At 47.3% G+C, this 21,150-nt stretch carries 33 protein-coding genes; 23 read left to right on the top strand and 10 right to left on the bottom strand.

The window, feature by feature from the left end; genetic code table 11:
• Positions 1-2 precede the first annotated feature (2 nt).
• The 9 genes from D0C16_RS05545 to D0C16_RS05505 form a co-directional block, all read right to left on the bottom strand.
• Positions 3-551: a hypothetical protein gene (locus D0C16_RS05545; RefSeq protein WP_151031391.1), complete on the bottom strand. Its 549-nt coding sequence runs from the start codon at positions 549-551 to the stop codon at positions 3-5.
• A 15-nt stretch (positions 552-566) separates the two neighbouring features.
• Positions 567-971, bottom strand: coding sequence for a hypothetical protein (locus D0C16_RS05540; RefSeq protein ID WP_151031390.1), 405 nt, complete (start codon positions 969-971; stop codon positions 567-569).
• A 2-nt stretch (positions 972-973) separates the two neighbouring features.
• Positions 974-1,366: a sigma factor-like helix-turn-helix DNA-binding protein gene (locus tag D0C16_RS05535; RefSeq protein ID WP_151031389.1), complete on the bottom strand. Its 393-nt coding sequence runs from the start codon at positions 1,364-1,366 to the stop codon at positions 974-976.
• Positions 1,363-1,569: a hypothetical protein gene (locus tag D0C16_RS05530; protein WP_151031388.1), complete on the bottom strand. Its 207-nt coding sequence runs from the start codon at positions 1,567-1,569 to the stop codon at positions 1,363-1,365. Before D0C16_RS05530 ends, D0C16_RS05535 begins: the two co-directional genes overlap by 4 nt.
• A gap of 56 nt (positions 1,570-1,625) precedes the next feature.
• The gene (locus D0C16_RS05525; RefSeq protein ID WP_151031387.1) at positions 1,626-2,303 is read right to left on the bottom strand and encodes a DUF1566 domain-containing protein; all 678 of its coding nucleotides are present in this window, start codon (positions 2,301-2,303) and stop codon (positions 1,626-1,628) included.
• Positions 2,304-2,365: 62 nt separating this feature from the next.
• Complete coding sequence (locus tag D0C16_RS05520) at positions 2,366-2,869, bottom strand: DUF1566 domain-containing protein (RefSeq protein WP_151031386.1); 504 nt, start codon at positions 2,867-2,869, stop codon at positions 2,366-2,368.
• A gap of 62 nt (positions 2,870-2,931) precedes the next feature.
• Entirely contained in the window at positions 2,932-3,528 is a 597-nt protein-coding gene (locus tag D0C16_RS05515; RefSeq protein WP_151031385.1) for a DUF1566 domain-containing protein, read from the bottom strand.
• A gap of 96 nt (positions 3,529-3,624) precedes the next feature.
• A complete protein-coding gene (locus D0C16_RS05510) occupies positions 3,625-4,083 on the bottom strand; it encodes a zinc ribbon domain-containing protein (protein WP_151031384.1) in 459 nt (152 codons plus the stop codon).
• A gap of 132 nt (positions 4,084-4,215) precedes the next feature.
• A complete protein-coding gene (locus tag D0C16_RS05505) occupies positions 4,216-4,626 on the bottom strand; it encodes a helix-turn-helix transcriptional regulator (RefSeq protein WP_151031383.1) in 411 nt (136 codons plus the stop codon).
• Positions 4,627-4,725: 99 nt separating this feature from the next.
• Between D0C16_RS05505 and D0C16_RS05500 the strand changes: the two genes are divergently transcribed.
• Positions 4,726-4,917: a Cro/CI family transcriptional regulator gene (locus D0C16_RS05500; protein ID WP_151031382.1), complete on the top strand. Its 192-nt coding sequence runs from the start codon at positions 4,726-4,728 to the stop codon at positions 4,915-4,917.
• A gap of 428 nt (positions 4,918-5,345) precedes the next feature.
• On the opposite strand, the gene D0C16_RS05495 is transcribed toward D0C16_RS05500, so the two are convergent.
• Entirely contained in the window at positions 5,346-5,570 is a 225-nt protein-coding gene (locus D0C16_RS05495) for a hypothetical protein (protein WP_151031381.1), read from the bottom strand.
• A gap of 137 nt (positions 5,571-5,707) precedes the next feature.
• Between D0C16_RS05495 and D0C16_RS05490 the strand changes: the two genes are divergently transcribed.
• From D0C16_RS05490 to D0C16_RS05385, 22 genes are all read left to right on the top strand, one after another.
• A complete protein-coding gene (locus D0C16_RS05490; RefSeq protein ID WP_151031380.1) occupies positions 5,708-6,253 on the top strand; it encodes a hypothetical protein in 546 nt (181 codons plus the stop codon).
• Positions 6,254-6,539: 286 nt separating this feature from the next.
• The gene (locus D0C16_RS05485; RefSeq protein WP_151031379.1) at positions 6,540-7,358 is read left to right on the top strand and encodes a hypothetical protein; all 819 of its coding nucleotides are present in this window, start codon (positions 6,540-6,542) and stop codon (positions 7,356-7,358) included.
• Positions 7,348-7,695 (top strand): antiterminator Q family protein, encoded by a 348-nt coding sequence (locus tag D0C16_RS05480; protein WP_151031378.1) that lies wholly within the window; start codon positions 7,348-7,350, stop codon positions 7,693-7,695. Before D0C16_RS05485 ends, D0C16_RS05480 begins: the two co-directional genes overlap by 11 nt.
• A gap of 202 nt (positions 7,696-7,897) precedes the next feature.
• Entirely contained in the window at positions 7,898-8,377 is a 480-nt protein-coding gene (locus D0C16_RS05475) for a hypothetical protein (RefSeq protein WP_151031377.1), read from the top strand.
• Entirely contained in the window at positions 8,377-8,691 is a 315-nt protein-coding gene (locus D0C16_RS05470) for a phage holin family protein (RefSeq protein ID WP_151031376.1), read from the top strand. The genes D0C16_RS05475 and D0C16_RS05470 overlap by 1 nt, the downstream gene beginning before the upstream one ends.
• Before the next feature lie 127 nt (positions 8,692-8,818).
• On the top strand, positions 8,819-9,262 hold the full coding sequence (locus D0C16_RS05465; protein ID WP_151031375.1) for a hypothetical protein: 444 nt from the start codon (positions 8,819-8,821) through the stop codon (positions 9,260-9,262).
• Positions 9,259-9,642 carry a DUF1353 domain-containing protein gene (locus D0C16_RS05460; protein ID WP_151031374.1) on the top strand — a complete coding sequence of 128 codons (384 nt, stop codon included), beginning with the start codon at positions 9,259-9,261 and terminating at the stop codon, positions 9,640-9,642. Before D0C16_RS05465 ends, D0C16_RS05460 begins: the two co-directional genes overlap by 4 nt.
• 89 nt (positions 9,643-9,731) lie before the next feature.
• Complete coding sequence (locus tag D0C16_RS05455; RefSeq protein WP_151031373.1) at positions 9,732-9,926, top strand: hypothetical protein; 195 nt, start codon at positions 9,732-9,734, stop codon at positions 9,924-9,926.
• 2 nt (positions 9,927-9,928) lie between these two features.
• A complete protein-coding gene (locus D0C16_RS24750) occupies positions 9,929-10,282 on the top strand; it encodes an HNH endonuclease (RefSeq protein ID WP_151031372.1) in 354 nt (117 codons plus the stop codon).
• A 104-nt stretch (positions 10,283-10,386) separates the two neighbouring features.
• Positions 10,387-10,851, top strand: coding sequence for a P27 family phage terminase small subunit (locus D0C16_RS05445; RefSeq protein ID WP_151031371.1), 465 nt, complete (start codon positions 10,387-10,389; stop codon positions 10,849-10,851).
• The gene (locus D0C16_RS05440) at positions 10,848-12,587 is read left to right on the top strand and encodes a terminase large subunit (protein ID WP_151031370.1); all 1,740 of its coding nucleotides are present in this window, start codon (positions 10,848-10,850) and stop codon (positions 12,585-12,587) included. The genes D0C16_RS05445 and D0C16_RS05440 overlap by 4 nt, the downstream gene beginning before the upstream one ends.
• Positions 12,588-12,733: 146 nt before the next feature.
• Positions 12,734-13,876 carry a phage portal protein gene (locus D0C16_RS05435; RefSeq protein WP_255481995.1) on the top strand — a complete coding sequence of 381 codons (1,143 nt, stop codon included), beginning with the start codon at positions 12,734-12,736 and terminating at the stop codon, positions 13,874-13,876.
• On the top strand, positions 13,866-14,744 hold the full coding sequence (locus tag D0C16_RS05430; protein ID WP_151031368.1) for a head maturation protease, ClpP-related: 879 nt from the start codon (positions 13,866-13,868) through the stop codon (positions 14,742-14,744). The genes D0C16_RS05435 and D0C16_RS05430 overlap by 11 nt, the downstream gene beginning before the upstream one ends.
• Before the next feature lie 7 nt (positions 14,745-14,751).
• Complete coding sequence (locus D0C16_RS05425; protein ID WP_151031367.1) at positions 14,752-16,143, top strand: phage major capsid protein; 1,392 nt, start codon at positions 14,752-14,754, stop codon at positions 16,141-16,143.
• A 68-nt stretch (positions 16,144-16,211) separates the two neighbouring features.
• The gene (locus tag D0C16_RS05420; protein ID WP_151031366.1) at positions 16,212-16,496 is read left to right on the top strand and encodes a hypothetical protein; all 285 of its coding nucleotides are present in this window, start codon (positions 16,212-16,214) and stop codon (positions 16,494-16,496) included.
• An 11-nt stretch (positions 16,497-16,507) separates the two neighbouring features.
• Positions 16,508-16,930 (top strand): hypothetical protein, encoded by a 423-nt coding sequence (locus D0C16_RS23980; protein ID WP_191968652.1) that lies wholly within the window; start codon positions 16,508-16,510, stop codon positions 16,928-16,930.
• A 22-nt stretch (positions 16,931-16,952) separates the two neighbouring features.
• Positions 16,953-17,369 (top strand): hypothetical protein, encoded by a 417-nt coding sequence (locus D0C16_RS05410; protein WP_151031365.1) that lies wholly within the window; start codon positions 16,953-16,955, stop codon positions 17,367-17,369.
• Positions 17,370-17,375: 6 nt separating this feature from the next.
• On the top strand, positions 17,376-18,173 hold the full coding sequence (locus D0C16_RS05405; RefSeq protein ID WP_151031364.1) for a sialate O-acetylesterase: 798 nt from the start codon (positions 17,376-17,378) through the stop codon (positions 18,171-18,173).
• Entirely contained in the window at positions 18,170-19,807 is a 1,638-nt protein-coding gene (locus D0C16_RS24385) for a head-tail connector protein (protein WP_225318917.1), read from the top strand. Before D0C16_RS05405 ends, D0C16_RS24385 begins: the two co-directional genes overlap by 4 nt.
• Complete coding sequence (locus D0C16_RS05395; protein WP_151031363.1) at positions 19,808-20,158, top strand: phage head closure protein; 351 nt, start codon at positions 19,808-19,810, stop codon at positions 20,156-20,158.
• The gene (locus tag D0C16_RS05390; RefSeq protein WP_151031362.1) at positions 20,158-20,679 is read left to right on the top strand and encodes an HK97-gp10 family putative phage morphogenesis protein; all 522 of its coding nucleotides are present in this window, start codon (positions 20,158-20,160) and stop codon (positions 20,677-20,679) included. The genes D0C16_RS05395 and D0C16_RS05390 overlap by 1 nt, the downstream gene beginning before the upstream one ends.
• Complete coding sequence (locus D0C16_RS05385; protein ID WP_151031361.1) at positions 20,679-21,041, top strand: DUF3168 domain-containing protein; 363 nt, start codon at positions 20,679-20,681, stop codon at positions 21,039-21,041. Before D0C16_RS05390 ends, D0C16_RS05385 begins: the two co-directional genes overlap by 1 nt.
• Positions 21,042-21,150: the final 109 nt, after the last annotated feature.

The following is a 21,150-nucleotide window of genomic DNA, read 5'->3' as shown; positions in this document are numbered from 1 at the left end:
GGTTACGCGGCCTGTTTTTGGTTGGTGAGGTTTGGCAAAATCGCTTTTATGTCTGCACCGGTAGTGTTGATACCTAGCGGAATGCTCAGGTCATCCGGATGTTTATTTAGAAAATGGATTGGGGTTTTGTTGTCGTAGTGACAAAGATGGATTAACAGGCCGCCAGCGCTTCTCAGCCATTCAGCTTCCATTTCGGTTTTAATTCCGGATACCAGGTGGCCGTTAAAGATTTGTGCGTGCATGGTGCAGGCTGATTGTTTAATGGCGGATTCTGCTCGCTTGATAAAAAATGTTTTATTCATGGCTCGTAGATTAAATGCCAGGGAGGCTTCCGCATCGGCAATGGTGGTACCCAGGTTTTCAATGAGCATTGTTTGGGGTGTGTCATGTTCCAATTCGGTGGAGTGAATGCCGGTTAGTGCTGCTAGCATATCCAGCACAGGTTGGCGCATGTTGATGTGCTCAATGTTGTAGTGCTCAGTGATAGTGCTTGCTGCGTTTCGCGCAACAGCATTTGTAGGGCTGCTAATTCCGATTAGAATTTTTTTCATTGTCGTGATTCCTTTTTAAAGTGGTAATGCCAAAACGTCAGTGCGCTTTAGCAGTTTTGCGCCAGAGCTTTTATCGGTTACTGCAACGGTTATTGCTCCGTCTGCTACTCGGCGAGTTATCCACGACCTTGATTTGTTAATAAGCTTTGCTGCCATGGTGATGCTAAGTAATTCGTGATCGTTGTTGCATGACTTTCTTGGTCGTGGCGTTCCCATTGATTCTGGGGTTTCTCCAACAATGACTGCGCCATGCGCTACCGCGCCAATGCTGCTGTTAATTTCTTTAATGGATCCGCCGCGTTGCAGGAAAGTATTAATCTGCTTTTCAAGTTCTTCGTGCGTAAGCTTTTCATTCGTATTTGAAGAGCTTTGGCAGTCAAAGCGTTTTTGAAATTCCGGCCGGTGTGCGTGTGGCTGCATAATTAACCCCATAGTTTTTTATTGTTTCCGCCGCGCTGGATGCGAGCGGTTTGTGTTGTTCTGGTGCGTGGAATTCGAACATTGGTGTTACTATCTGGCGGGTTAATACCAAAAATTCCAACGAAAAAAAGAGCAAATGACAGCATGCGTAATGTCTGGCTTAAAAATGCCTTGGTTACCAATTCGCTGCTGCTATTCGCCTTCAGCTTGAAAAATAATATGTTGATGGCCTGCTCAACATTTGCAGCGCTGCATTGCAGAGTGCTGGCGATTTCTTTTGCGGTAAGGCCGAGTGCGCGCATTAATAGAATTTGGCTTTGCCGTGGCGGCAGGCCTTCAACAATTAAATTGCCTAGGGTGTAGCCGGTTTCAGTGCGTTGCGGTAACGGTCTCATGCTGCGCGGCCTCCGCCATCAAACGGTGGGTGATCAAATGTTTTGTAATGAGTTGGTTTGGTGTCACGCATTTGTGGCTTTTTGCCATTTTTTTGCACTAACACACCAAATGTTTTTCCAATTACAGCGCGCAATCCGGTGTTTTCTTGCAGTTCTGCAATGCAGTTCGGATTCGTTGCTGTGGGGTGAATTAAAACGCTCACACACACCTCCAAAATCGTAAAGCGCTGCGCGCTATTGGTGAAATTAAATGGTTGAATTACTCAATGATTAATATTCTGCGGACTGCTCGCGCCGCGTAGCGGCAACCCTTGCTGTCGACGTCCTGGTGGCCGTCCTCAAAGCCCTGATTCCACGCGCGGTTCGCTGAGAACTGGGTACTGCTCCAGTGCCATTCCGGTTTCAGGTGTTCTGGTAGGTTGGCGAATAACAAATTGTTTTCGCATTCGCTTGGCCAGTAGTAATCTTTGTGTCCGCCAATTAAAAGGCTGCTGATGTGGCTCGCAATTTTATTTTCGGGGTCGGCGGCCAAAATTAATCGGGTGTTGTTTTTCCCATCGCGGCGACTGAATTCACCAGGAATTTGCGAATTAGATTTCCCCCATTCGCCTTTAATTTCTATTTCGACGGACGGAATAATTTTTTTGCATTGGTCGCCAAGCGCGGTTACATCAACAGCATCTACGGCGAGGATCAAATGCCATTGGCGGCTTCCGTCGCGCATGATTCCTGCGTAGTAGCCGCCTTGACCGCTCCAATAATCGCCAATGCGAGGTGGTTTATTTGAGATTTCTTCCGTTGGGTTTTCTGATTTGTAATTGCCCATGCACAAATCCAGTGTTCCTGAGCTATTGGTTAGGCTAATGCGTAGCGATTCACCTGCACCAGGTGCAGATAGCGCGGATTTAACTGCATCAATAAGAGCGTTATGGTTCATGGCTTTTCCTTTAAAAGGAATCGTAAAGCGCTGCGCGCTATTGGTTAGGTTAAATGGCTGAATTACTCAATGATTAATCTGCGGACTGCTCGCGCCGCGTAGCGGCAACCCTTGCTGTCGATGAGCTGGCCGCCGTACTCAAAGTCCTGAAACCACGCGGTGATCGCTGAGTACTGGGTACTGCTCCAGTGCCAAACTTTTTCAACGTGTGCTTGCGCGTTTGCGCAGATGAGGTTTTGTTCAAAATTTGCAGGTAGGTAAAAATCGGTGTGGCCATCTGCTTCGTGCTTGGTGATATCCAGCAGCAGTTGGTTTTCTGGTTCGGCAGCCAGGATTAATTGGGAGTTGTGTTGACCATTGCTAAAGCTGAATTCGCCCGGGATGGTCTCGCCATAGTTGCCCCATTCACCTTCAAAGGGTTTGGTCGCCATAATTAGTGCGATTTGTGTTTCGCCATCCAGCATTTGGCCAATATAAATACCGCCTTGGCCGGGCCAGTAGGTGCCTATGCGGGGCGGGGTTAAATTATTTTTTTCTGCACTAACTTTTTCTTGGTTGTTTTGCATGGTTATCTCCGAAAAAACGTAAAGCGCTGCGCGCATTTGAATGCAGTTTTTAAATGGTTGAATTACTCAATGATTAAAATTCTGCGGACTGCTCGCGCCGCGTAGCGGCAATTCTTGCCGTCGACGTTCTGGAAGCCGTACTCAAAGGCCTGAGTCCACGCGTTGTCCGCTGAGTACTGGGTACTGCTCCAGTGCCAATCTTTTTTGAAGTGGCCTTGCAGGTTGATGCAGCAGAGGTTTTGTTCGAATTGCGATGGCCAGTAAAAATCGTTGTGGCCTTCGATATTGAGTGAGGTGCAGTGCAGTGCGATTTTGTTGGTTGGGTCGGCAGCCAAAATTAATTTGGTGTTGTGCAGGCCGTCGCGGGTGCTGAATTCGCCTGGTATTTCCACGCCCATTTGACTCCATTCAGCGTCTTCAATAAGTGCATCGCTGGTGATGGGAAGGATCAAATGCCAGTGGCGTAATTGGTCGAAGATAACTCCGGCGTACATGCCGCCTTGGCTGGGCCAGTAGGTGCCTATGCGTGGTGGGGTGAGTGTTTGCGCGGCGTCGCCAAAGTCGATGTTTTCATCGGTGCTATTGGCAATAAGCGGGTTTACCTGGGTGGATTCTGCGCTGAGCAGGGTGGAAAGCGTGGTTTTGGTTGTGTCTTGCATGGTGTTTCCCCATCGGTTGGTGATACGATGGGGATAAATATAAGCAATGCTTTTATATTTGTAAACAGCATTGCTTATATTTTGTTTGTGGCGGCGTTACTTTGTGCTGTTAACTGTGATTAATGTTCCGTCCAGCTTTGCTGTGGCAATAATGTTTTCGACTGCATATCCGCCAAAGCTGTTCTTGGCTCGGTATTTCATGGAGATGGTAACTGTGTCGCCTTTATCGCTATATCTGGTTTCTATGTGTTCGTATGAGTCTGGGTCTTTGAGATTTTTCTTAACGTAGGCTTCTAGCTGCCGGTGTGAGCCATCCCAGGGGCTAAACGCTTTTTCAACAGTTTCGCGTCTTAACTCTTCTGGTGTTTTTGGTTTGTCTGGTGCTTTTGGTTTTTCGGTGCATTGGGAATAGATGATTGATATAAAGATGATCAGGACGATCATTGACCCGCATCCGAATTCCTTGTTACGCAAAAGCTCTTTGCCGCAGTGGGGGCATGATTTTGCTGAGCTACTTATTTGAGTTCCGCATTCTTTGCATTTAACCAAGGCCATATGGTTTCTCCAGTCAAATTATTGGCTATAAATAAACATCGCAATATATCAATTTTAGATTGGATTATTAAAAAGGGGATGTTTTTGTGACTGAAGAAGAGTTTTTGGTGATTGCGTTTAGATCTATGAATCCTAATCAGAGGGAGTTGTTTTTGCGGTATGCTCAAGCGTTACGCGATAGGCTGGAGACAGTTCCGCAACTTGAAGCAGAGCTTTTTTACTTGCTTCGTCATGACGGCCAGTCATGTCCCTGTAAGCTGCGATAAGGGCTTTTTCTTCTGGGGTTATGGGTAGGATGTGCTCGCAGTCTGGGTCTAAATCCTGGAGAGTGCATCCAAATTCTTTGGCGAGCAATATAAGCGCTGGAAGGTTAAATGGGATTTCGCCGTTGAGGTACTGACCTATAGCGCTTTGGCTCATCCCTACGGCATCTGCCAGTTTTGACTGTGTAAGCCCGTTGTCTTTTTTACACCGTTGAAAATGTGCCATCGCACGCTGTGCAATTTCTAATTCTGCTGGTGATAGTTCGCGTCGTTTTTTCATCTTCAAATTTTAATAAGTCATGCTAATAACAACAAACAAGCATTGCTGTTGACTAAAATACAAGTATTGCTTATATTTCATCTCTCAAGAGAGGTGTATATGAAGAAAATTCCCCTAAGTGAGTTTTGTAGTAATCAGTCTCAGTTGAGAGCGGCGGAAATCATTGGGTGTTCGCAGAGTGCTGTATCTCAGATGCTCGCCAGTAAAAGGGCTGTGTTCATAATTGAAAATGATGATGGCTCTTTTGGTTGTGAAGAAATCAGAAAGCCGAAAGCCAAAAAGGCCGCTTAACCGTCCTCCCTGTGGGTGCGACGGCTTTTTTGTTTCTGTGCGTTTTGCCTGGTGCATAAGGTTCTCCGGTTGATGGAGTGCATTGTGCTATTTCGCGCCAGTGTTGTTCAGTCTGGTGATTAATATGTTTTTTTATACAGGGGGTTGTTATGGATTTGTCGGCTGTTCTGATTTGTGTGGCTTTTGTTGCTTTTAATTCTTGGAGTCTTTGGTGTGGAAAAAAGAGCCGTGACAAATTTTATGCCGATGATATTCAGCGGCTTACTCGTTACATTGAGGCGTGCCAATGGGTTGCATCCATGCGTGTGAGCCCGGTTGATATCGATTGTTACTCATTATTTAGGATGAGTGAATCAATGCGAAGGTGGGCTGACGAAACGGGTAAAAATCCATTGGAAATTTCCAGCTTTAGGGATTATTGCAATTGGTTAATAACACCCGTTAAGCCTGAGAATTCCTAGATAGAACGTTCCGCATCCCAATGCAGTTGACCAAACCCATTTCCAGTGCTCAAGGTAAAAATTCCAAAGATTATGTGCAAGCTTGGAGGTCCAATGTTTTTGATGAATACCGAAAACAAGAGGACTGTTTGGTGGCTCCGGAATGTAGGTTCCTATCCACCATGTTTTGATCTGCTCAAGCAGTTTTTTCATGATTAATCCTCCGAAGATTAATTTTGAGAAAGGGGCTGGGTGCTCTAACACCTAGCTCCACCTTTTTTTAGGCGGAATTGCCAATACTGTCGGCTTTTTTAGTTCTTGTATAGAAATTTTCTTTTATAGGTAATTTGATGAAAGATTTCACTCCAACAAAAGAAACGATAAGTCTGCATGGCCTTGGATTTATCCAGCTCAAGCTTGGCGGTAACCAGCGCCTGCATGTGTGGCACCCTGATTTGCCGCGCCGTAAGTGCTTTGATTTTAGCGCTATTCATAATCACCGATTTAGCTTCACTAGTCGGGTTCTGAAAGGTGTTCAGAAAAATATGCGTGTCGATATTGAATTGGCAAAAGGTGGTTCGCACCAGGTTATTAGCCACAATGGCCCGCGCAGCGAGCGTGGAGGGCGGGCTAGCTACCCGGTTGCTGAATGCAATATTTATCGGCGCGATGCTGAAGAATATTGCGCTGGTGAGCGTTATGTAATGCCTGCGTATGAATATCACTGCACGCCTTGTGATGGCATTGTGATTACGTTGATGCAAAAGCACGAGGAAGGGCAAGTTCACGCGAATAGTTTAATTGTGAGTGGGGTGGATTTTGATTACGACTTTGATCGTTTTCAGTTGTCCCCGGCGCAGCTTTATGAGTTTGTTGTTGATGCATTTAATAGTTAGTGTGGGTGCTTAAAATGAATTTTCGCGATTTATTTGGGTTTCCAAAAAAGCAAAGTGCTAACCGGTTTGATCCGTGGGCTTCTGATGCTGCTGCCAGGCGTGCTGCGGGTTGCGTAGATGGTTATGCGCATGTGCATTCAATGCCTTGCGTTGAATCGTGCAGGGTGCATGGTATTACACTTGCGCAATTGTATAGCGCGCGTAATGGCTATATGAGTCAGCGCAATACCAGGGCATTAGTTGGTTTTATATGAATTGGAGTTGGAGTGCTGAGGAAGATGCGGCAATGGATTACTTGCCACACGCAGCCCAGGTGCTCTATTTGCGCGTTCTGCGGCGGCGTATGGATTTTAATACTGGTGTTGTTGGTATCACCTGTAGATTAAGTTACAAGCTTATTGGTGAGTGGTTGGAGGTTCGGCCACCGGCAAAGAGTACTAAGCCAATCATTAGGCTTACTGTACAAGCTATTAGGACTGCATTGGAGCAGTTAGAAAAAGCTGGCTTGATTAAGCGTGTTGAGAGCGATGGTGAGGTGCTTCCGCTTGTTTTTTTGCTCCCGTTTGCACGCACGGGATTAATCCGCGAGAAATATGAACAACAGGATGAGCAACAGCAGGGCCACGTAAGAGCAACAGCAATTGACGGTGCAGCTAAGCAGATAATTAAAACGCTTTTTTTATCAAATAATTCAAGTTGTTATCAATCAAAAAGTGCTGTGGATAACTTGCCAAAAACATCCCTAAAAATGGCAATGAGCAACAGCAAAAAACCGGATGAACAACAGGATGAGCAACAGACCTCCGGTATGTCTAGTCTTGGTCTAATTAATAATATATCTACTGCGCGCGGTAATAATTGTTTGATTGCGGATGACTGGTTGCCCGGTATTGCAGTAGTTGAACAGGTTGTAATTGATTTTGGGTTGCCTCCGGTTTTTATAAAACGCAAAGCAATAGAGTTCAGGATTTTGTGGCGTGAGCAGAATGTGATTGCCCTGGACTGGGATCGTTATTTTTACGGTGCGTGTAAAAACAAAATATCTGAGGCTGATGGGGAGTTCTTATCAGCAATAAAAAACAACAGGAGGCCGCATGCCGGGTAATGATATTGATTCGATTTTGCGTGAGTGGGCCAAATGGAGTAGGGGTGGCTTTGGGGCCTTGGGTGCGAGCGCGTCAAGCTGGGTTGTTGATGTGCGTAAGGGTGTGGTGCCGAATATTAGTGATGATCTTGCGTTGCAGGTTGATGCGGCTGTGATCGCGCTGGGTGAGCATGATAAAAATCTACGTTACGTTATCGAGCTGAGTTATGTGCGGCGGCTTGGTGTTATTGAGATTGGGCTGAAGTTGAATTGCTCTCGGTCAAAAGTTGATAAGTTTATTGCTCAAGGCTGTGGGTTTATTTCCGGTCGTTTAAGTGTGTTTAGTGATGCCGCTTAAAAATATTTTTGAAAAAAGCTTGAAAAGTGCGGCAGTGCAAGTGTAAATTCTCGCTATGCTTGTGCAGAGCTACACACTAAAGGCCGGTTGAAGAAATTCACCGGCCTTTTTGTTTGCCTTGTGCTTGCTGTGTGTGTTGAATTTACAATGAGTCCTGCCCTGGAGTGATTGGCTTCAGGGCTTTTTTATTTCTGGGGTTTGCATGATTGGATATGGTTTGGTTTCGCTAGCGCATGTGAAGCATTACGCCCAGGCTGTGTGCAATATTCTTGGCTCTGGTGAACAAAATGCTGCGGTTTATTTGTTGTGTGAGACGGCGGCAGCAGAAACCCAATTTGGAACCTATGCAGATCCCACCCCAAATGGCGCTGGTCGCGGCCTCTATCAATGTGATCAGCTGCCCTTCAAAGATGTTCAGTCACGTACAAGTGCTGCGGATGCAGCGGCAATCAAATTGGCGTTTGATATCGATATTAAAACTGTCCAATGGGATGATCTGAATTTTTCCCCGTTACTCGCAACCATTATTGCGAGATTGCATTACAAGTTACGCCCTGGGGCAATACCTCAGACCTTGAAGCAGCGTGCTGCTTACTGGAAGAAGCATTACAACAGTGTTCTTGGCAAGGGTACGGTTGAGCATTACGTCGATAGTTCTCTCAAGTACAGGAATTATTACTGATGGACAATAACGGCGATCACAACTGGCTCGGCTATTTGCTGTGCCTTGGTATTAGCTTGTGGGGTGGTTTAATTAATTACTTGAGTCGCCTTCGCGGCAATGGTGTTTTATTCAGTTGGGCAGAGTTTGTGATTGAGATTGCGGTTTCTATGTTCGCGGGTTTTATTGTCGGCTTGGTTGCTATGTCGTGGGATTTGAACATCATGATGGCCATGGCATTGGCTGGCATTGGTGGTCATGCCGGGAGTCGTACTTTATTTTTGTGTACTCGAATTTTTCATAAGCGCCTGGAGTCGTGGGCGGATAAGGGTTAGTGCATGAGGGCAGTTAAGGTTGTTGCGAGCTCAGTTGTTATATTTTATGCGGTTGTTGGTGCGTTAGTGCTTTGTTCTTTTTTGGTTCCAATTCAATAGCTGATTAATCAGTATCCGGGTAAATCCTATGAAAAATATTATCGAATTGATGAAGGTGTTATGCGCCTTCTCTCTGGCTGGCCTTTGCCTGTTGGTTTTGCCTGCTTGTGAAAGTGTTAGTGGGCGCAATGATTTATTGGTTGATATCGGTGTTAGCCAGGGAGTTATTCGTTATGTTGAGGCTGGATCCACGCCTGCTGCTGATGCGCAGCGGCGCGAGAGTTTAATTGCGGCGCTGAGTGTGGCCCGGCAATTCGTTCAGAGCGATGAGTATTTTGATTCGTTGAGCTGGGCTGATGGTTTTGTTCGTCTCATGGATTGGGATTCGTTGAGTGTTGCCGATCAGGTGTTGTTGTCACAGGTTATTGATTTGGTCAGGCAAGAAATAGCGGGGCGTATCGGTGATGCTGAGGTGAGGATTTATCTCGGGCGCGTGATTGATGTGGCAATTAATACGGCGAGCAAGTTGTGAGTAGTTTTATTGATAAGTCACCGCTTGATATTGGCGAGCGTTCTTCTCAGTGGTTAACGACGAAAGTTATTCGTTATGAGTCTGATGTTGCTGGGCGTGTGATTGAGATTCCTGCCGGGTTTGAAACTGATTTAGCAAGTATTCCTCGTTCGTTTACTGCGTTGATTCCGGTGAATGGTAAGCATCGAAATGCGGCCATTGTTCATGATTATCTGTATGTGGCTAAGCCTGATTGGTGTAACCGCTCAATGGCTGATTCAATATTCCTTGAGGCAATGGAAGTGCTTGGTGAAGTTCGTTGGCGCCGTATGGCGATGTATTCGGCTGTGCGTGTTGGTGGCTGGTTGTATTGGCGCAAATGTAGCAAGTGTGAGCATTGATATGGCATGCGTTGGGTGCGATAAACGCCGAGAGGCGTTAAAAAGCGCAATTGATTACATTGCCAGAGTGGCAAAAGAGCGGGCGGCATATGTCCTTGGAAGATCAGTTGACGGCACTTCTAATGGTGCAACAGAAGACATTGGAAGCAATTCAATTGCTGACGCTGGAGATAGGCGAGTCGAACAGGATTTGCAGTGATTGCCTGATTCTTTTGACGGAATTGGTTTCTGGTGATGAGCAGGAATCCGGCCAAATTGGTGATGATAAATATTTGGATAGTTAGTTATGCCTGCTAAGCCTGGTCGTTGGTGTGCCTGTTGTCGGGCTGTGCATAGCGATCGATGCCCGCAATCGCAGCCGTGGGTTAAGCCGGTTCACAAACGGTCTGGTCGTGGTGGCAGGCCGTGGCAGCGCAAGCGGGAGCGTGTTTTTGAGCGTGATGGATTTGTTTGTCAGATATGTTTATCGAAAGGTATTGAGACCATCGTTACATTGCATGGCGAGTTAGGTGGTGTTTGTGATCACATCATTCCGAAAGCTGAAGGTGGTAATGATGATGAAACTAATCTGCAAACGATTTGCAAAAGCTGCGACAAAATCAAAACTCATGCTGAGTCGGTGCGGGGGAGGGGTGGTTAAAAACCTCCGTGCCCTCGTAGCGAACACCGCCCCCTCAATGAGATTTTTACGCGCGTTGAATTGAAAAGAAATTCACCACTCGATGGTGGATTGGGAATTGTTTTATGGTCGGTAGATACTCTGAAAACGTTGTTGCAAAGCATCCGGCGTTTGATCAGGGCGCGGCTGCTGCTGCGGAAAATGAAGAGGCGCATATCCAGCGCGCGAAAGAGTTGATGCCGCGCGGAATGAATGCGGATGAAAAACGTGTGTGGAATCGCATCGCCCCGGAATTAAGTCGCCTTGGTCGATTGAAAAAGCATTTCGTAGATTTTGTGCAAGAGTACTGCGTTGTAAAAGTTCGGATGGATGCAACGCGCTGCCAGCTTGATAAAGACAATTGGACTTACATCACCACTGGTCGTCACGGCGTGCAGCACAAAAGCCGTCCCGAGGTTGCGCAATTGAATGACGACTGGCGCAAGTGGAATTCTCTGGTCGCGCAGCTGGGGCTATCACCGGCAACTGAGTTGCGGTTTAACGACCGTCAGGGGTCTTTATTTGGTGATGACGAATTCGGGAGTATATGAGTCAACACCTGCACGATATTCAGGCTTATTGCGATTCAGTAACGTCCGGGGCTCGCCCGGCGTGCAAGTGGGAACGGTTGGCGGTACAGCGACACCTGAATGATTTACAGCGCCAGGGGACGAAGGATTTTCCCTACATTTTCGATGAAAAAAAGGCTCAGCGGCCAATCAATTTTGGGCAATTATTTCCGCATGTAAAAGGTAAGTGGGCTGCAAAAGTAGGCAAGGAAAATCGCATCAAACTTGAGCCTTGGCAAAAGTTTAATTTCGCGATGATCTTCGGCTGGGTAAACATGTACACCGGCCTGCGTAAGTACCGAATTATTTACCTGTGTGTTCCGCGAAAAAATGCAAAGTCCGTTAAAGCCGCAATCATCGGGTTGTTCATGCTGGTTGAGGATGGCGAGTTTGGTGCGGAAATTTATTGCGGTGCCACCAGCGAAAAGCAGGCGTGGGAAGTGTTCAGACCTGCGCAGAAAATGGCAGAAAAGCAGCCGTCTTTCCGTCGCACCTATGGTGTTACCAGTCATGCCAAGCGGTTGGAGTGTGATAACACCGGCACTAAGCCGTTGCTTGATGGGCGTAAGCGTACGGCAGATGGTAGTCGTTTTGAGCCGGTGATTGGTAAGCCTGGTGACGGTGCATCACCAAGCTGCGCAATTCTCGATGAGGTGCATGAACATCAGGATGACACGCTTTACGACACTATGTTGACGGGCATGGGCGCACGTGAACAACCTTTGTTAGTGGGTATTACAACCGCCGGTTCAAACATTGCCGGCCCTTGTTATTCGCTGCAAAAAGAAGTTGAGCGGATGCTGGAGGGTGAGGTTAATGAAGAGTTGTACGGGATGATCTACACCGTAGATGATCCTGAAAAAGAATGGATGACTGATGAGGGAATTTTAAAAGCAAATCCCAATGTGGGAATTTCAGTTGATTGGGATTTCCTGCGCGCGCGCGTGAAGGATGCAATACGCAGTCCGCGCAAGCGCAGTATTGTAATGACCAAGCACTTTAACATTTGGGTTACGGCAAAAAATGCCTGGCTTAATATGCTTGATTGGTCGCGCGCGGCAGATCAAACATTAAGTGCAGATGATTTCATTGGTGAGTCGGCAAAGCTCGGTATAGACCTTTCTGAGTCTGACGATTTAACCGCGGCTGTTAAATGTTTTCGTCGCAACATTGATGGCCTTGATCACTATTATTTTTTCGGTCGCTACTACACCACGGAAGCCAAAGCGGCTGAGCATGATCACTATGACGGCTGGATTCGTGAAGGTTATCTAGAATCCTGCGATGGCGATCATATCGACACCGAAGATGTAGAGGATCACATCAAGGCGGACTCTGAACTTTATTCCATTGCTCAGGTTTTTTATGACCCGCACGGCGCTGCGGATCTGGCGTTGCGCTTGCAAAAAAATCATGAAATGGAAGCGGTGAAGGTTGGGCAAACCTATTCAAACTTTTCGGCGCCCATGCGTGATTTTGAACGGCTGCTTAAAGCCGGTCGCATTCATCATGATGGTAATCCCTGCTTGACTTGGATGTTCGGCAATGTGGTCGCAAAAGAAACGGATGACGGAAAAATGATGCGGCCTGTAAAAGAATCCCGTGATAACAAAATTGACGGCGCAGTTGCTGCGCTAATGTCGTTCATCGCTGCGTACACGCCAGACGATGATGACGGCGACCTCGACGACTTTATTTTGGATCCGATAATCGTATGACACCACAAACAAAAAAACCGGGGCGCATAAAGTCGGCGATCTTGAATTACTTGGGTATTCCAATTTCGCTAACTGATTCGGCGTTTTGGTCTGCGTGGAATTCGTCGGTCGAGTCTGCTGGACAGCCGGTTAATGAGAAAACGGTTATGTCTCTGTCCGCGGCATGGGCCTGTATGCGTTTGATTGCTGAAACCGCATCGACCCTGCCGTTGAAAGTGTACGAGCGCACACCAACGGGTCGTAAGCCGGCCAACAATCACCCGCTGTATAGCATTTTGCATAATCAGCCCAATGCCTATTCGACACCGGTAACTTTTTGGGAGTCGATGGTTACCGCGATTGGTTTGCGTGGTAACGGATTTGCCGAGCAAAAAGAACTGGGCGGCAGAATGGTTGCGCTCGATTTTCTGGTTCCAAGTCGATTAACGCCAAAAGATAAGGCTGGAAAAGTTTGGGTGTATCGTGATCCAGATGGCACAAGCCGTGACATTCCATGGGGCAAGATTTTCCACATACCTGGTTATTCGTTGGATGGTCGTTGGGGTGTTTCTGTTATTGCCTACGGTGCATCAATCTTTGGCGGTGCGTTAGCTGCCAGTACTGCAGCTAACAGTGCGTTTAAAAATGGATTATTACCGAAAGTTTATTTCACGTTAGATCGCGTCCTGCAAAAGCAGCAGCGCGAAGATTTTCGCGAAAGCCTTAAGGATGTTAAGGGGGCGATTAATGCAGGCGAATCGCCACTGCTTGAAGGCGGGATGGATGCAAAAGCAATTGGCATTAATCCAAAAGATGCTCAGTTGTTGGAGTCGCGCGCGTTTTCTGTGGAGGAGGTTTGCCGCTGGTTTCGTGTGGATCCGTCCATGGTTGGTCATGGCCAGGCGGTGAGTAATTTCGGTACCGGGCTGGAGCAAAAATTAATTGCTTTCTTGACGTTTACCTTGAGGCCCTGGTTGGTGCGTATTGAGCAGTCCATCAACATGCAGCTACTGTCGCCCGTTGATCGCGCCAAATATTACGTTGAGTTTTCAATTGAAGGTTTGTTGCGGGCGGACAGTCCGGCGCGCGCACAGTTTTATTCGGTGCTTGTTAATAACGGCATTATGACTCGCGATGAAGTTCGTGTTCTTGAAAACCTTTCGCCACGTGGCGGCAATGCAGATGAGCTAACTGTTCAATCTGCCATGACCACCATTGACAATATTGGTAAAACAAATCAAAGCGAGCGTGCTGGTGCTGCGCTGGCTGCATGGTTAAAACAATTTGAGGAAGAAAAAAATGTCGCTTAGTCAATTGCTCGCCATGCGCGCCACTGTGCCAAAAAGCTTGAGTATGGATTTATCACCTATTGCCCTTAATGCATGGAATCCGGGGTTGCGTGCTGAGGTTGCTGAGCAAGAGGCCACCATCAGCATCATGGATGTAATTGGTTATGACTGGTGGACGGGTGAGGGTACAACTGCAAAGCGCATTGCAGGCGCACTGCGCTCCATTGGTGCTGAAAAAGATGTAACGGTTTATATCAATTCGCCTGGTGGTGATTTGTTTGAGGGGTTGGCAATTCACAACCTGCTTAAAGATCACAAGGGAAAAGTGACTGTAAAAATTATTGGTGTTGCCGCCAGTGCTGCATCAGTCATTGCGGTGGCTGGTGATGATGTGCAGATAGCGCGCGCGGCGTTTTACATGGTGCATAACAGTTGGGTCGTCGCTGCGGGTAACCGCCATGAATTGCGTGATGTGGCTGATTGGTTAGAGCCGTTTGATTATGCAATGGCGGATTTGTACGCGGAGCGTAGCGGCGAGGATATCAAGGCCATGCAAAAACTGATGGATGCAGAGAGTTGGTTGGCCGGCGCTCAATCTGTTGAGTTGGGTTTGGCTGATTCCATTATCGATATTAAAACCAGTGAGGGTGATGCGGATGCGCAAGCTTCTGCACTGAAGAAAATGGAGGTGGCATTGGCGCGTGCCGGTCTTTCTCGCTCGGATCGTCGCTCGCTCATGAATGAATTCAAAACCAGTATGCCGGGCGCTACTGGTTCCGGTATGCCGGGCGCTACCGGGAATACTGCTGGCAACAATGCTGGCTTAAACGTGCAGTTGGGTGGTTTGACTAGCCTTGCTGCAAATTTATCTGCAAGTCTCAATAGTTGAGGTGATTATGAAGAAGTTGAAATTAAGCCCGGTATTTATGTTGTCGGTAATTTTTATTGCGGCAATCATCCCGGTGGTTTCTGGTTTAGAGCCGATGAGTTTTGTTGCCTCTGGCGCATTTGTTGCAGCAACCACGTTCCTGATTGATAAAACGCCTGTTGCTCTATTCCGCAAGCACGCCCAGGCGGGTGAGGTAGGTGAGGATCTGAAGCGTGTTGAAGCTGAATACAAACAGGTTGGTGCTCAATTAAAACAAATTGGTGATGATTTAAAAGCTCAGGCCGAGGCATCGCAAAAAGAGCTGAAGAAAAACGCTGAGCTTTCTGCGGAAACGAAAACCAATGTCGATAAGTTATTGACTGAGCAGGGTGTTCTGCAAGCGCGGTTAACCGCGGCGGAGCAAAAGTTGGTGCAGGTTGAGGGTAATTCCAATGAGCCGAGTCGCGTTTTATCGCTCGGTCAGCATGTTGTTCAATCTGAAAAATTTGAAGGTGTTGACTGGAATGTAACTTCAAAACTGTCAATTGGAATTAATGCAGCAATTACCAGTTTAGACACCTCTGCTGGTTCGCTGGTTGTTCCTGATCGTCAGCCAGGTATTGTAGGTTTGCCGCAGCGTCGCCTCACTATTCGTGACTTGATTGCGCCGGGCCGCACTGGCTCAAACATGATTGAGTATGTGAAAGAGACTGGCTTTACAAACAATGCAGCACCGGTCAGTGAGAATCCGACTAATGATAAGCCGGAATCTGATATTGATTTTGAGCTGGTGCAAAGTGGTGTAAAAACCATTGCACACCTGGTGCGTGCCAGTAAGCAAATTCTGGATGATGCTGCGCAATTGTCCAGTTATATCGATGCGCGCTTACGTTACGGTTTGCAGCTGAAAGAAGAGCTTCAGTTGCTTAAGGGTTCTGGTACCGGTAATAACTTGAATGGTATTTACACTCAAGCGGTGGCCTATGCAAACCCTGGTGTTACTGTTCAAAACCAAACTTGGATTGATCAGTTGCGTTTAGCGTTGTTGCAAGCAGAGCTGGCTGAGTACTACGCCGATGGCATTGTGCTTAGCCCAATTGATTGGGCTTCCATTGAGCTCACCAAAGACACCCAAAATAAATACATTTTGGCGAATCCGTTTGGTTTGACTATGCCGACCTTGTGGTCGCGTCCGGTTGTTGCTACTCAGTCCATGGATGCAGGTGACTTTCTGGTCGGTGCTTTTAAATTGGGTGCTCAGGTCTATGACCGTGAGGATGCGAACGTGGTTATCTCTACTGAAGATAAAGACAACTTCAGTAAAAATATGATCACCATTCGTGCGGAAGAGCGATTGGCGCTGGCTGTGTATCGCCCAGAGGCATTCGTTAAAGGTGAGTTTGAAGTAGCCAGCGCATAAAAAGCGATTGGTTAAAAATAAAGGCAGCTTCGGCTGCCTTTTTTACTGGGCTAATTTGGATTTTTATTATGGCGAACTACAAAGCAAATCATGGTTTTGATGATGATCGCTTGGGAAAAGTTAATCGCGATCAGCCGTTGGATTTAACGGAAGCCCAAGCTAAGCCCTACGAGCGTGCGGGGCTGATTCGTTTGGTTGCTGGTACTTCGCTTGGTGATTCTTCGTTAAACCCTATTCCGGCCGCTGGCACAGTGCAGTCTGCATCGCGAGCGGCCCCAGTCTCACCAAAGACGACTGCAACAAAGCAAAAGCGTGGGCGCAAGCCGACAGCGGGAGAGCAGTCTTCGTCGTAAATTCGACGTTTATGTTGTGCCCTTGGGCGGATGCGTTATATGCAATGGATCGTGTGTGGTGGGATAAATATCACACGCGATTAAAGAAAGAATTTTCAGGTGCGCTTTTCACTTGTATGAGCGGTTGTTATTCCGCCATTCATGCGCCTGTGCATCATTATCACAATAGTGGCGCTGGTGTAATTGCATTGGCGGCTTACCTTGGTGTTAAACGGGTAATTATGTTGGGTTATGACATGCAACACACAGGTGGAAAAACGCACTGGCACGGCGATCACCCTAAGGGGTTGGCTAATGCAGGAAAAGTTAACAAATGGCCTGTGCAGTTTGATTATCTTAAAAATAATCTTGGTGATGTTGAAATCATAAATGCTTCATCGGTGAGCGCGCTTACATGTTTTAAGCGTGTCAGTTTGGATGAAGCGCTTGCTTAATATTTATTGTTTGGAGTGAATCATGACAATTACTGCGGCAATTACGAACGCATATAAAGCTGATATTCAGGATGGAGTTCACCAGCCCGGTGATGATTACAGAATTGCATTGTACTCATCGTCGGCAACTTTAAACGTTGATACGGCAGCGTACACGGCTACGGGGGAGGTTGTCGGAACAGGTTATACGGCTGGCGGAAAAAGTCTTTCTGGGCGTGCAGTTGGTGGTGCTTCTAATGTTCGATGGGTTGATTTTTCGGATCCGGTTTGGAGCGGTGCATCTATTACTGCGCGTGGTGCTTTGATTTACAACGCAACACGTTCAAATAAGGCTATTGCTGTGCTGGATTTTGGTGCTGACATTTCGGCATCTGGTGCGCCTTTTACGGTTGAATTTCCAGTTCCGGCAGCGGCTACTGCGCTGATTCGTATTGGGTAGTTGCAAATGATTTTGCTCAAGTCTGATTTGAGTGTGAAGGTTTTTTCTAGTGGTGGTGTTTATATTTCTAATCCGCCAGCAAGATACGGCTACGATATTTTTTGGATGACAAAAGCTCAGTCGAACACGATCGGTAGGGCGCCTATTCGCGCAGGTATCGATGATGATTATTCGGCTGTAATCGGTAAAGTTTTTCAATTCGGTTACAACTCGCAAGCGGTTTCCGCAGCTACAAATCCGCTTGACCAGGTTAACGAAAATGCAGGGCAAATGGGGCTTTGGCTGGAATTCTGCAAAGCTATTGTTCCAACGCTTGCCGGAAATAGGAAAATATTGCTGGTCCCTTGCGCGCAAGGGGGAACGTCTTTTAACGGTGGCCATTGGAATGCCGGCAATTCGCTTGATAACAGTTCAAAAGCTAGATTAGCGGCCGCAATGGCTTTGCCTGGCGGTACCAATCGGCTTTGTGGGGTTTTGACGCTTCTTGGTGAATCTGATGCTGATGCAGGCGCAACTGCTTCAGGTTTATTTGAGGGCAGATATCAAGCGGCATATAACGATTATCTTGCAAACGTTCCTGGTATTAGTTCCGCCACGCCTTGGATCATGGGGACGATAAAGCCAGATAAAGCAAACGCAACAACGATTAATGCAGCGTTAGCAAACCTTGATGCGGCAAACGCTGGAATGCATCTTGTAACCTGTACTGACTTGGCTTGGTTGGACTCGGACCATTACGACGCGGCAAGCTTGGCGACTATTGGTCAGAGGTTTGCGCAAAAATACTTGGAGGTCGCACCGTGACCATAGTGCTAGGGGATAATTCAACGTCTGGTTTTACCGGGTCTGCATTTAACTTGACGACCCCAAAACAGCTTGAGGGTGGTATACATGAAATTGTGCTGCCGGCAGGTCAAAAAATTACAGAGTTTGGATTGCTATGGATGGCTACGCCAGCAAATGGGACGACGGGAACAAGATCGTTTCAAATGGGTATCTACGACCTGGACACCGAAACGCTAATTTCCAGCACGGCCACGACAATAAGTTACAACACGGCGACACTGGTTGCCGGCGGAGCAAATGTTCATGTTAAATCTTCAGGATTGAGTATTGATTTATCAGCCTACGCAGGCAAGCGTATTGGTATTGGTCTAGCATCGCCTTCCGCTGGTTCTGGTTCTGGTTTTGTTGTGGGAATCAGGACCCTTGCAGGTTCAACCCGCAACAACCACAGTACGGCCCAGGCGTCTTTACCGGCTACATTTGCAGTTACCTCGAGCACGGCTAACTCAAGCTGGGGTGCCTACGCGATTCTTGATGATGTATCTCCGCCTTCGGTGAGTTTGGATAGCGTAACGCCGAGCCCTGTAACCAATGCCCAAACACTAACGGCGATTATTTCTGGAAATATGGCTTCCGGCTCGGCCAGTTTGGTATCGGGGGGCTTGGAGGTTTCACAAGCGGTTGGGTCTTGGGCGTATGACTCCGGAACGGGAAAGACTACGGTTGTTGCTCCCGTGGTCCAAGGCGGCTTGGCGTTTGGAGTAATAACAGCAAAATACGTGTCAGGTGCGACAACGCTTACACAAAGTATTACGCTTTCGCCCATTGCTGGAAATATTCAGGTAGCGATTTCTGGCGGGTTGACTGATCCCGGTTACATTTTTGAGCAGCTTGCGTCTGGCAGTGTGGGCAATGTATCCCACGTTGAGCACACAGATTCACCGAATACGGTAGTGAGTGCTCAGGGGGCAATTTCACAATCCATTGTGCGGCCTTTCCAAGCGCGTGCTCGCGATGGTTCAGATAATACTTGGGGTCCATTTTCAACGATTTATACCGTTGCTACGGCGGTCGCCAATGGCGTTAGTGCTGTTGCGTCGGTGGGTGCTGTAGCTGCTTCTGGTGCCGTTGTCGCGAGGCCGGTTGGATTGGGTGTTGCTGCATCAATTGGCGATGCCATTGGTCTTGGTCAGGCTATTGTGCAGCCGACCGGTGTGGCTGCTTTTTGCCAGGTTGGTACTTTCGTTCCATATGTTCCTGGGTTTTCGGCTCCGTTGGGTGTTATGTGTGTGTGTGATGTTGGTGGTGTTGTTGCCAGTGCTACTGTGTCTGGCGTTTCACTCCAGCAAGTAAAAAACTACCTTGATGTTATTCATGATGGCGATGATGAAAAGCTTCAGTTGTTGTTGGATGCGGCAAGTGATGAAGCCATGAATTTTATGGATCGGACTAATCTGGAATATTGGGGGGCTGGGTCGTGCTGTGATTCAGTGGATATTTCTACGTTATCGCGTGACATGCCGCCTTCAGTTAAGTTGGGAATATTAATTCTTGTTCAGGCTGCTTATCAGGCTTCTCCTGTTGATCAAGAGCAGTTGCGCAAAGTGGCTGAAGTTAAGTTAATGCCACACCGTTGTAGGTTGGGGGTTTAAATGTTGTCGCATCGCCTTCGTCACCGCGTACAATTTCAGGCGCTTACTGAAACCAGAAATACCGCCACGGGCGAGCGCATTAAGAATTGGTTACCCGCTGTTGCTGGCGGCGTTCAGTTGGTGTCGGTACCGGCGGAGGTATTAACGGGGTCCGGAAAAGAGGTGGTAAAAAACGCATCGCTTACCGCCGATATTGCAGCGCGAATTAATGTTCGTTGGTTCCCAGGGTTAGACCCAAGCTGGCGTATTGTTTGGGATGGTTTGATTTTTAATATTGCCAGTTGGGATACCGATATAACCGCGCGGCAAGAATACCGCATTAAGTGTTCAGCATTTGTGGATAAAAAGTAATGGACTCTTTTGATTTCAAATTGCAGGGTGTTGATTCTCTGCAAAAAAAACTAAAAGCTGTTAGTGATGAAATTCGTTATAAAGGTGGCAGAGCGGGCTTGCGAAAAGCGGCCAATTTTGTGCGGGATGTTGCGAAGCAAAATGCAGAGCGTTTTAATGATCCTAACACAGCAGAAAGCATACCGTTGAATATGGCAGTTCGATGGTCATCTCGTCGATTTAAGACAACAGGGGATTTGATGTTTCGTGTCGGTGTAATGGGGGGCGCGATGAATTACGCTGACTCTCGGGAAAATCGGAGATTGGGTCGCTCTGGAAAAGTGTATAAAACTGGTGGTAGTAAGAAAAATCCAGGGGGCGACACCTATTACTGGCGATATAAAGAGTTTGGAACGCAGCATATTCCTGCTGCTCCTTTTATGCGGCCAGCGTTAGCAGATAATATTGATAGGGTAACAAGCATCGTGGCTGTTGAAACTGACAAAGCAATTGATCGTGCGCTTAAGCGGGCGGGTAAATAATGTTTGCGCCTATTTATGAAAAATGCCAGGCGGATCCAGCTGTGCGTGCATTGCTGGGTGACCCTATTCGGCTGGATATGTTTGGCGAGGCGCCGCAAGAAAAAATCTATCCATACGCTGTGTGGCAAACCATCGGCGGCGAACCAAACAATAATTTGGCGGATGCACCTACGGATGATGAATTTCGTTTGCAGGTGGATGTTTACGGTAAATCCGCATCGTCCGTGCGTGCTGTTGCTGTTGTTCTGCGAAACTGCATTGAGCAATTTGCATTTGTGGAAAGTTGGCGCGGTGAGGCCTTTGATGCAGAAACGGATGTGTACCGTTTTAGTTTTGATGTCTCCTGGCTTTGTTATCGATAGATTTACTGTTTTGTAGTAAAGCCGCGTTTAGCTTGCTGTGAAGCGCTGCGAAAACGCGCACTAATTTGAGTGTGAACGAGCCCGCCTTGTGCGGGTTTTTTTATGCCCA

The sequence above is a fragment of the Cellvibrio sp. KY-GH-1 genome, assembly GCF_008806975.1.
Lineage (GTDB): Bacteria > Pseudomonadota > Gammaproteobacteria > Pseudomonadales > Cellvibrionaceae > Cellvibrio.
The sequence above is the reverse complement of the archived record's forward strand: the minus strand, read 5'-3'. Positions and strand labels throughout refer to the sequence as shown.

Excerpts from the sequence above, each read along its gene's own strand:
- D0C16_RS05545 (WP_151031391.1), bottom strand. The coding sequence starts at position 551 with ATGAAAAAAATTCTAATCGGAATTAGCAGCCCTACAAATGCTGTTGCG.
- D0C16_RS05540 (WP_151031390.1), bottom strand. The coding sequence starts at position 971 with ATGCAGCCACACGCACACCGGCCGGAATTTCAAAAACGCTTTGACTGC.
- D0C16_RS05535 (WP_151031389.1), bottom strand. The coding sequence starts at position 1,366 with ATGAGACCGTTACCGCAACGCACTGAAACCGGCTACACCCTAGGCAAT.
- D0C16_RS05525 (WP_151031387.1), bottom strand. The coding sequence starts at position 2,303 with ATGAACCATAACGCTCTTATTGATGCAGTTAAATCCGCGCTATCTGCA.
- D0C16_RS05520 (WP_151031386.1), bottom strand. The coding sequence starts at position 2,869 with ATGCAAAACAACCAAGAAAAAGTTAGTGCAGAAAAAAATAATTTAACC.
- D0C16_RS05515 (WP_151031385.1), bottom strand. The coding sequence starts at position 3,528 with ATGCAAGACACAACCAAAACCACGCTTTCCACCCTGCTCAGCGCAGAA.
- D0C16_RS05510 (WP_151031384.1), bottom strand. The coding sequence starts at position 4,083 with ATGGCCTTGGTTAAATGCAAAGAATGCGGAACTCAAATAAGTAGCTCA.
- D0C16_RS05505 (WP_151031383.1), bottom strand. The coding sequence starts at position 4,626 with ATGAAAAAACGACGCGAACTATCACCAGCAGAATTAGAAATTGCACAG.
- D0C16_RS05500 (WP_151031382.1), top strand. The coding sequence starts at position 4,726 with ATGAAGAAAATTCCCCTAAGTGAGTTTTGTAGTAATCAGTCTCAGTTG.
- D0C16_RS05495 (WP_151031381.1), bottom strand. The coding sequence starts at position 5,570 with ATGAAAAAACTGCTTGAGCAGATCAAAACATGGTGGATAGGAACCTAC.
- D0C16_RS05490 (WP_151031380.1), top strand. The coding sequence starts at position 5,708 with ATGAAAGATTTCACTCCAACAAAAGAAACGATAAGTCTGCATGGCCTT.
- D0C16_RS05485 (WP_151031379.1), top strand. The coding sequence starts at position 6,540 with ATGGATTACTTGCCACACGCAGCCCAGGTGCTCTATTTGCGCGTTCTG.
- D0C16_RS05480 (WP_151031378.1), top strand. The coding sequence starts at position 7,348 with ATGCCGGGTAATGATATTGATTCGATTTTGCGTGAGTGGGCCAAATGG.
- D0C16_RS05475 (WP_151031377.1), top strand. The coding sequence starts at position 7,898 with ATGATTGGATATGGTTTGGTTTCGCTAGCGCATGTGAAGCATTACGCC.
- D0C16_RS05470 (WP_151031376.1), top strand. The coding sequence starts at position 8,377 with ATGGACAATAACGGCGATCACAACTGGCTCGGCTATTTGCTGTGCCTT.
- D0C16_RS05465 (WP_151031375.1), top strand. The coding sequence starts at position 8,819 with ATGAAAAATATTATCGAATTGATGAAGGTGTTATGCGCCTTCTCTCTG.
- D0C16_RS05455 (WP_151031373.1), top strand. The coding sequence starts at position 9,732 with ATGTCCTTGGAAGATCAGTTGACGGCACTTCTAATGGTGCAACAGAAG.
- D0C16_RS24750 (WP_151031372.1), top strand. The coding sequence starts at position 9,929 with ATGCCTGCTAAGCCTGGTCGTTGGTGTGCCTGTTGTCGGGCTGTGCAT.
- D0C16_RS05445 (WP_151031371.1), top strand. The coding sequence starts at position 10,387 with ATGGTCGGTAGATACTCTGAAAACGTTGTTGCAAAGCATCCGGCGTTT.
- D0C16_RS05440 (WP_151031370.1), top strand. The coding sequence starts at position 10,848 with ATGAGTCAACACCTGCACGATATTCAGGCTTATTGCGATTCAGTAACG.
- D0C16_RS05435 (WP_255481995.1), top strand. The coding sequence starts at position 12,734 with ATGTCTCTGTCCGCGGCATGGGCCTGTATGCGTTTGATTGCTGAAACC.
- D0C16_RS05430 (WP_151031368.1), top strand. The coding sequence starts at position 13,866 with ATGTCGCTTAGTCAATTGCTCGCCATGCGCGCCACTGTGCCAAAAAGC.
- D0C16_RS05425 (WP_151031367.1), top strand. The coding sequence starts at position 14,752 with ATGAAGAAGTTGAAATTAAGCCCGGTATTTATGTTGTCGGTAATTTTT.
- D0C16_RS05420 (WP_151031366.1), top strand. The coding sequence starts at position 16,212 with ATGGCGAACTACAAAGCAAATCATGGTTTTGATGATGATCGCTTGGGA.
- D0C16_RS23980 (WP_191968652.1), top strand. The coding sequence starts at position 16,508 with ATGTTGTGCCCTTGGGCGGATGCGTTATATGCAATGGATCGTGTGTGG.
- D0C16_RS05410 (WP_151031365.1), top strand. The coding sequence starts at position 16,953 with ATGACAATTACTGCGGCAATTACGAACGCATATAAAGCTGATATTCAG.
- D0C16_RS05405 (WP_151031364.1), top strand. The coding sequence starts at position 17,376 with ATGATTTTGCTCAAGTCTGATTTGAGTGTGAAGGTTTTTTCTAGTGGT.
- D0C16_RS05395 (WP_151031363.1), top strand. The coding sequence starts at position 19,808 with ATGTTGTCGCATCGCCTTCGTCACCGCGTACAATTTCAGGCGCTTACT.
- D0C16_RS05390 (WP_151031362.1), top strand. The coding sequence starts at position 20,158 with ATGGACTCTTTTGATTTCAAATTGCAGGGTGTTGATTCTCTGCAAAAA.
- D0C16_RS05385 (WP_151031361.1), top strand. The coding sequence starts at position 20,679 with ATGTTTGCGCCTATTTATGAAAAATGCCAGGCGGATCCAGCTGTGCGT.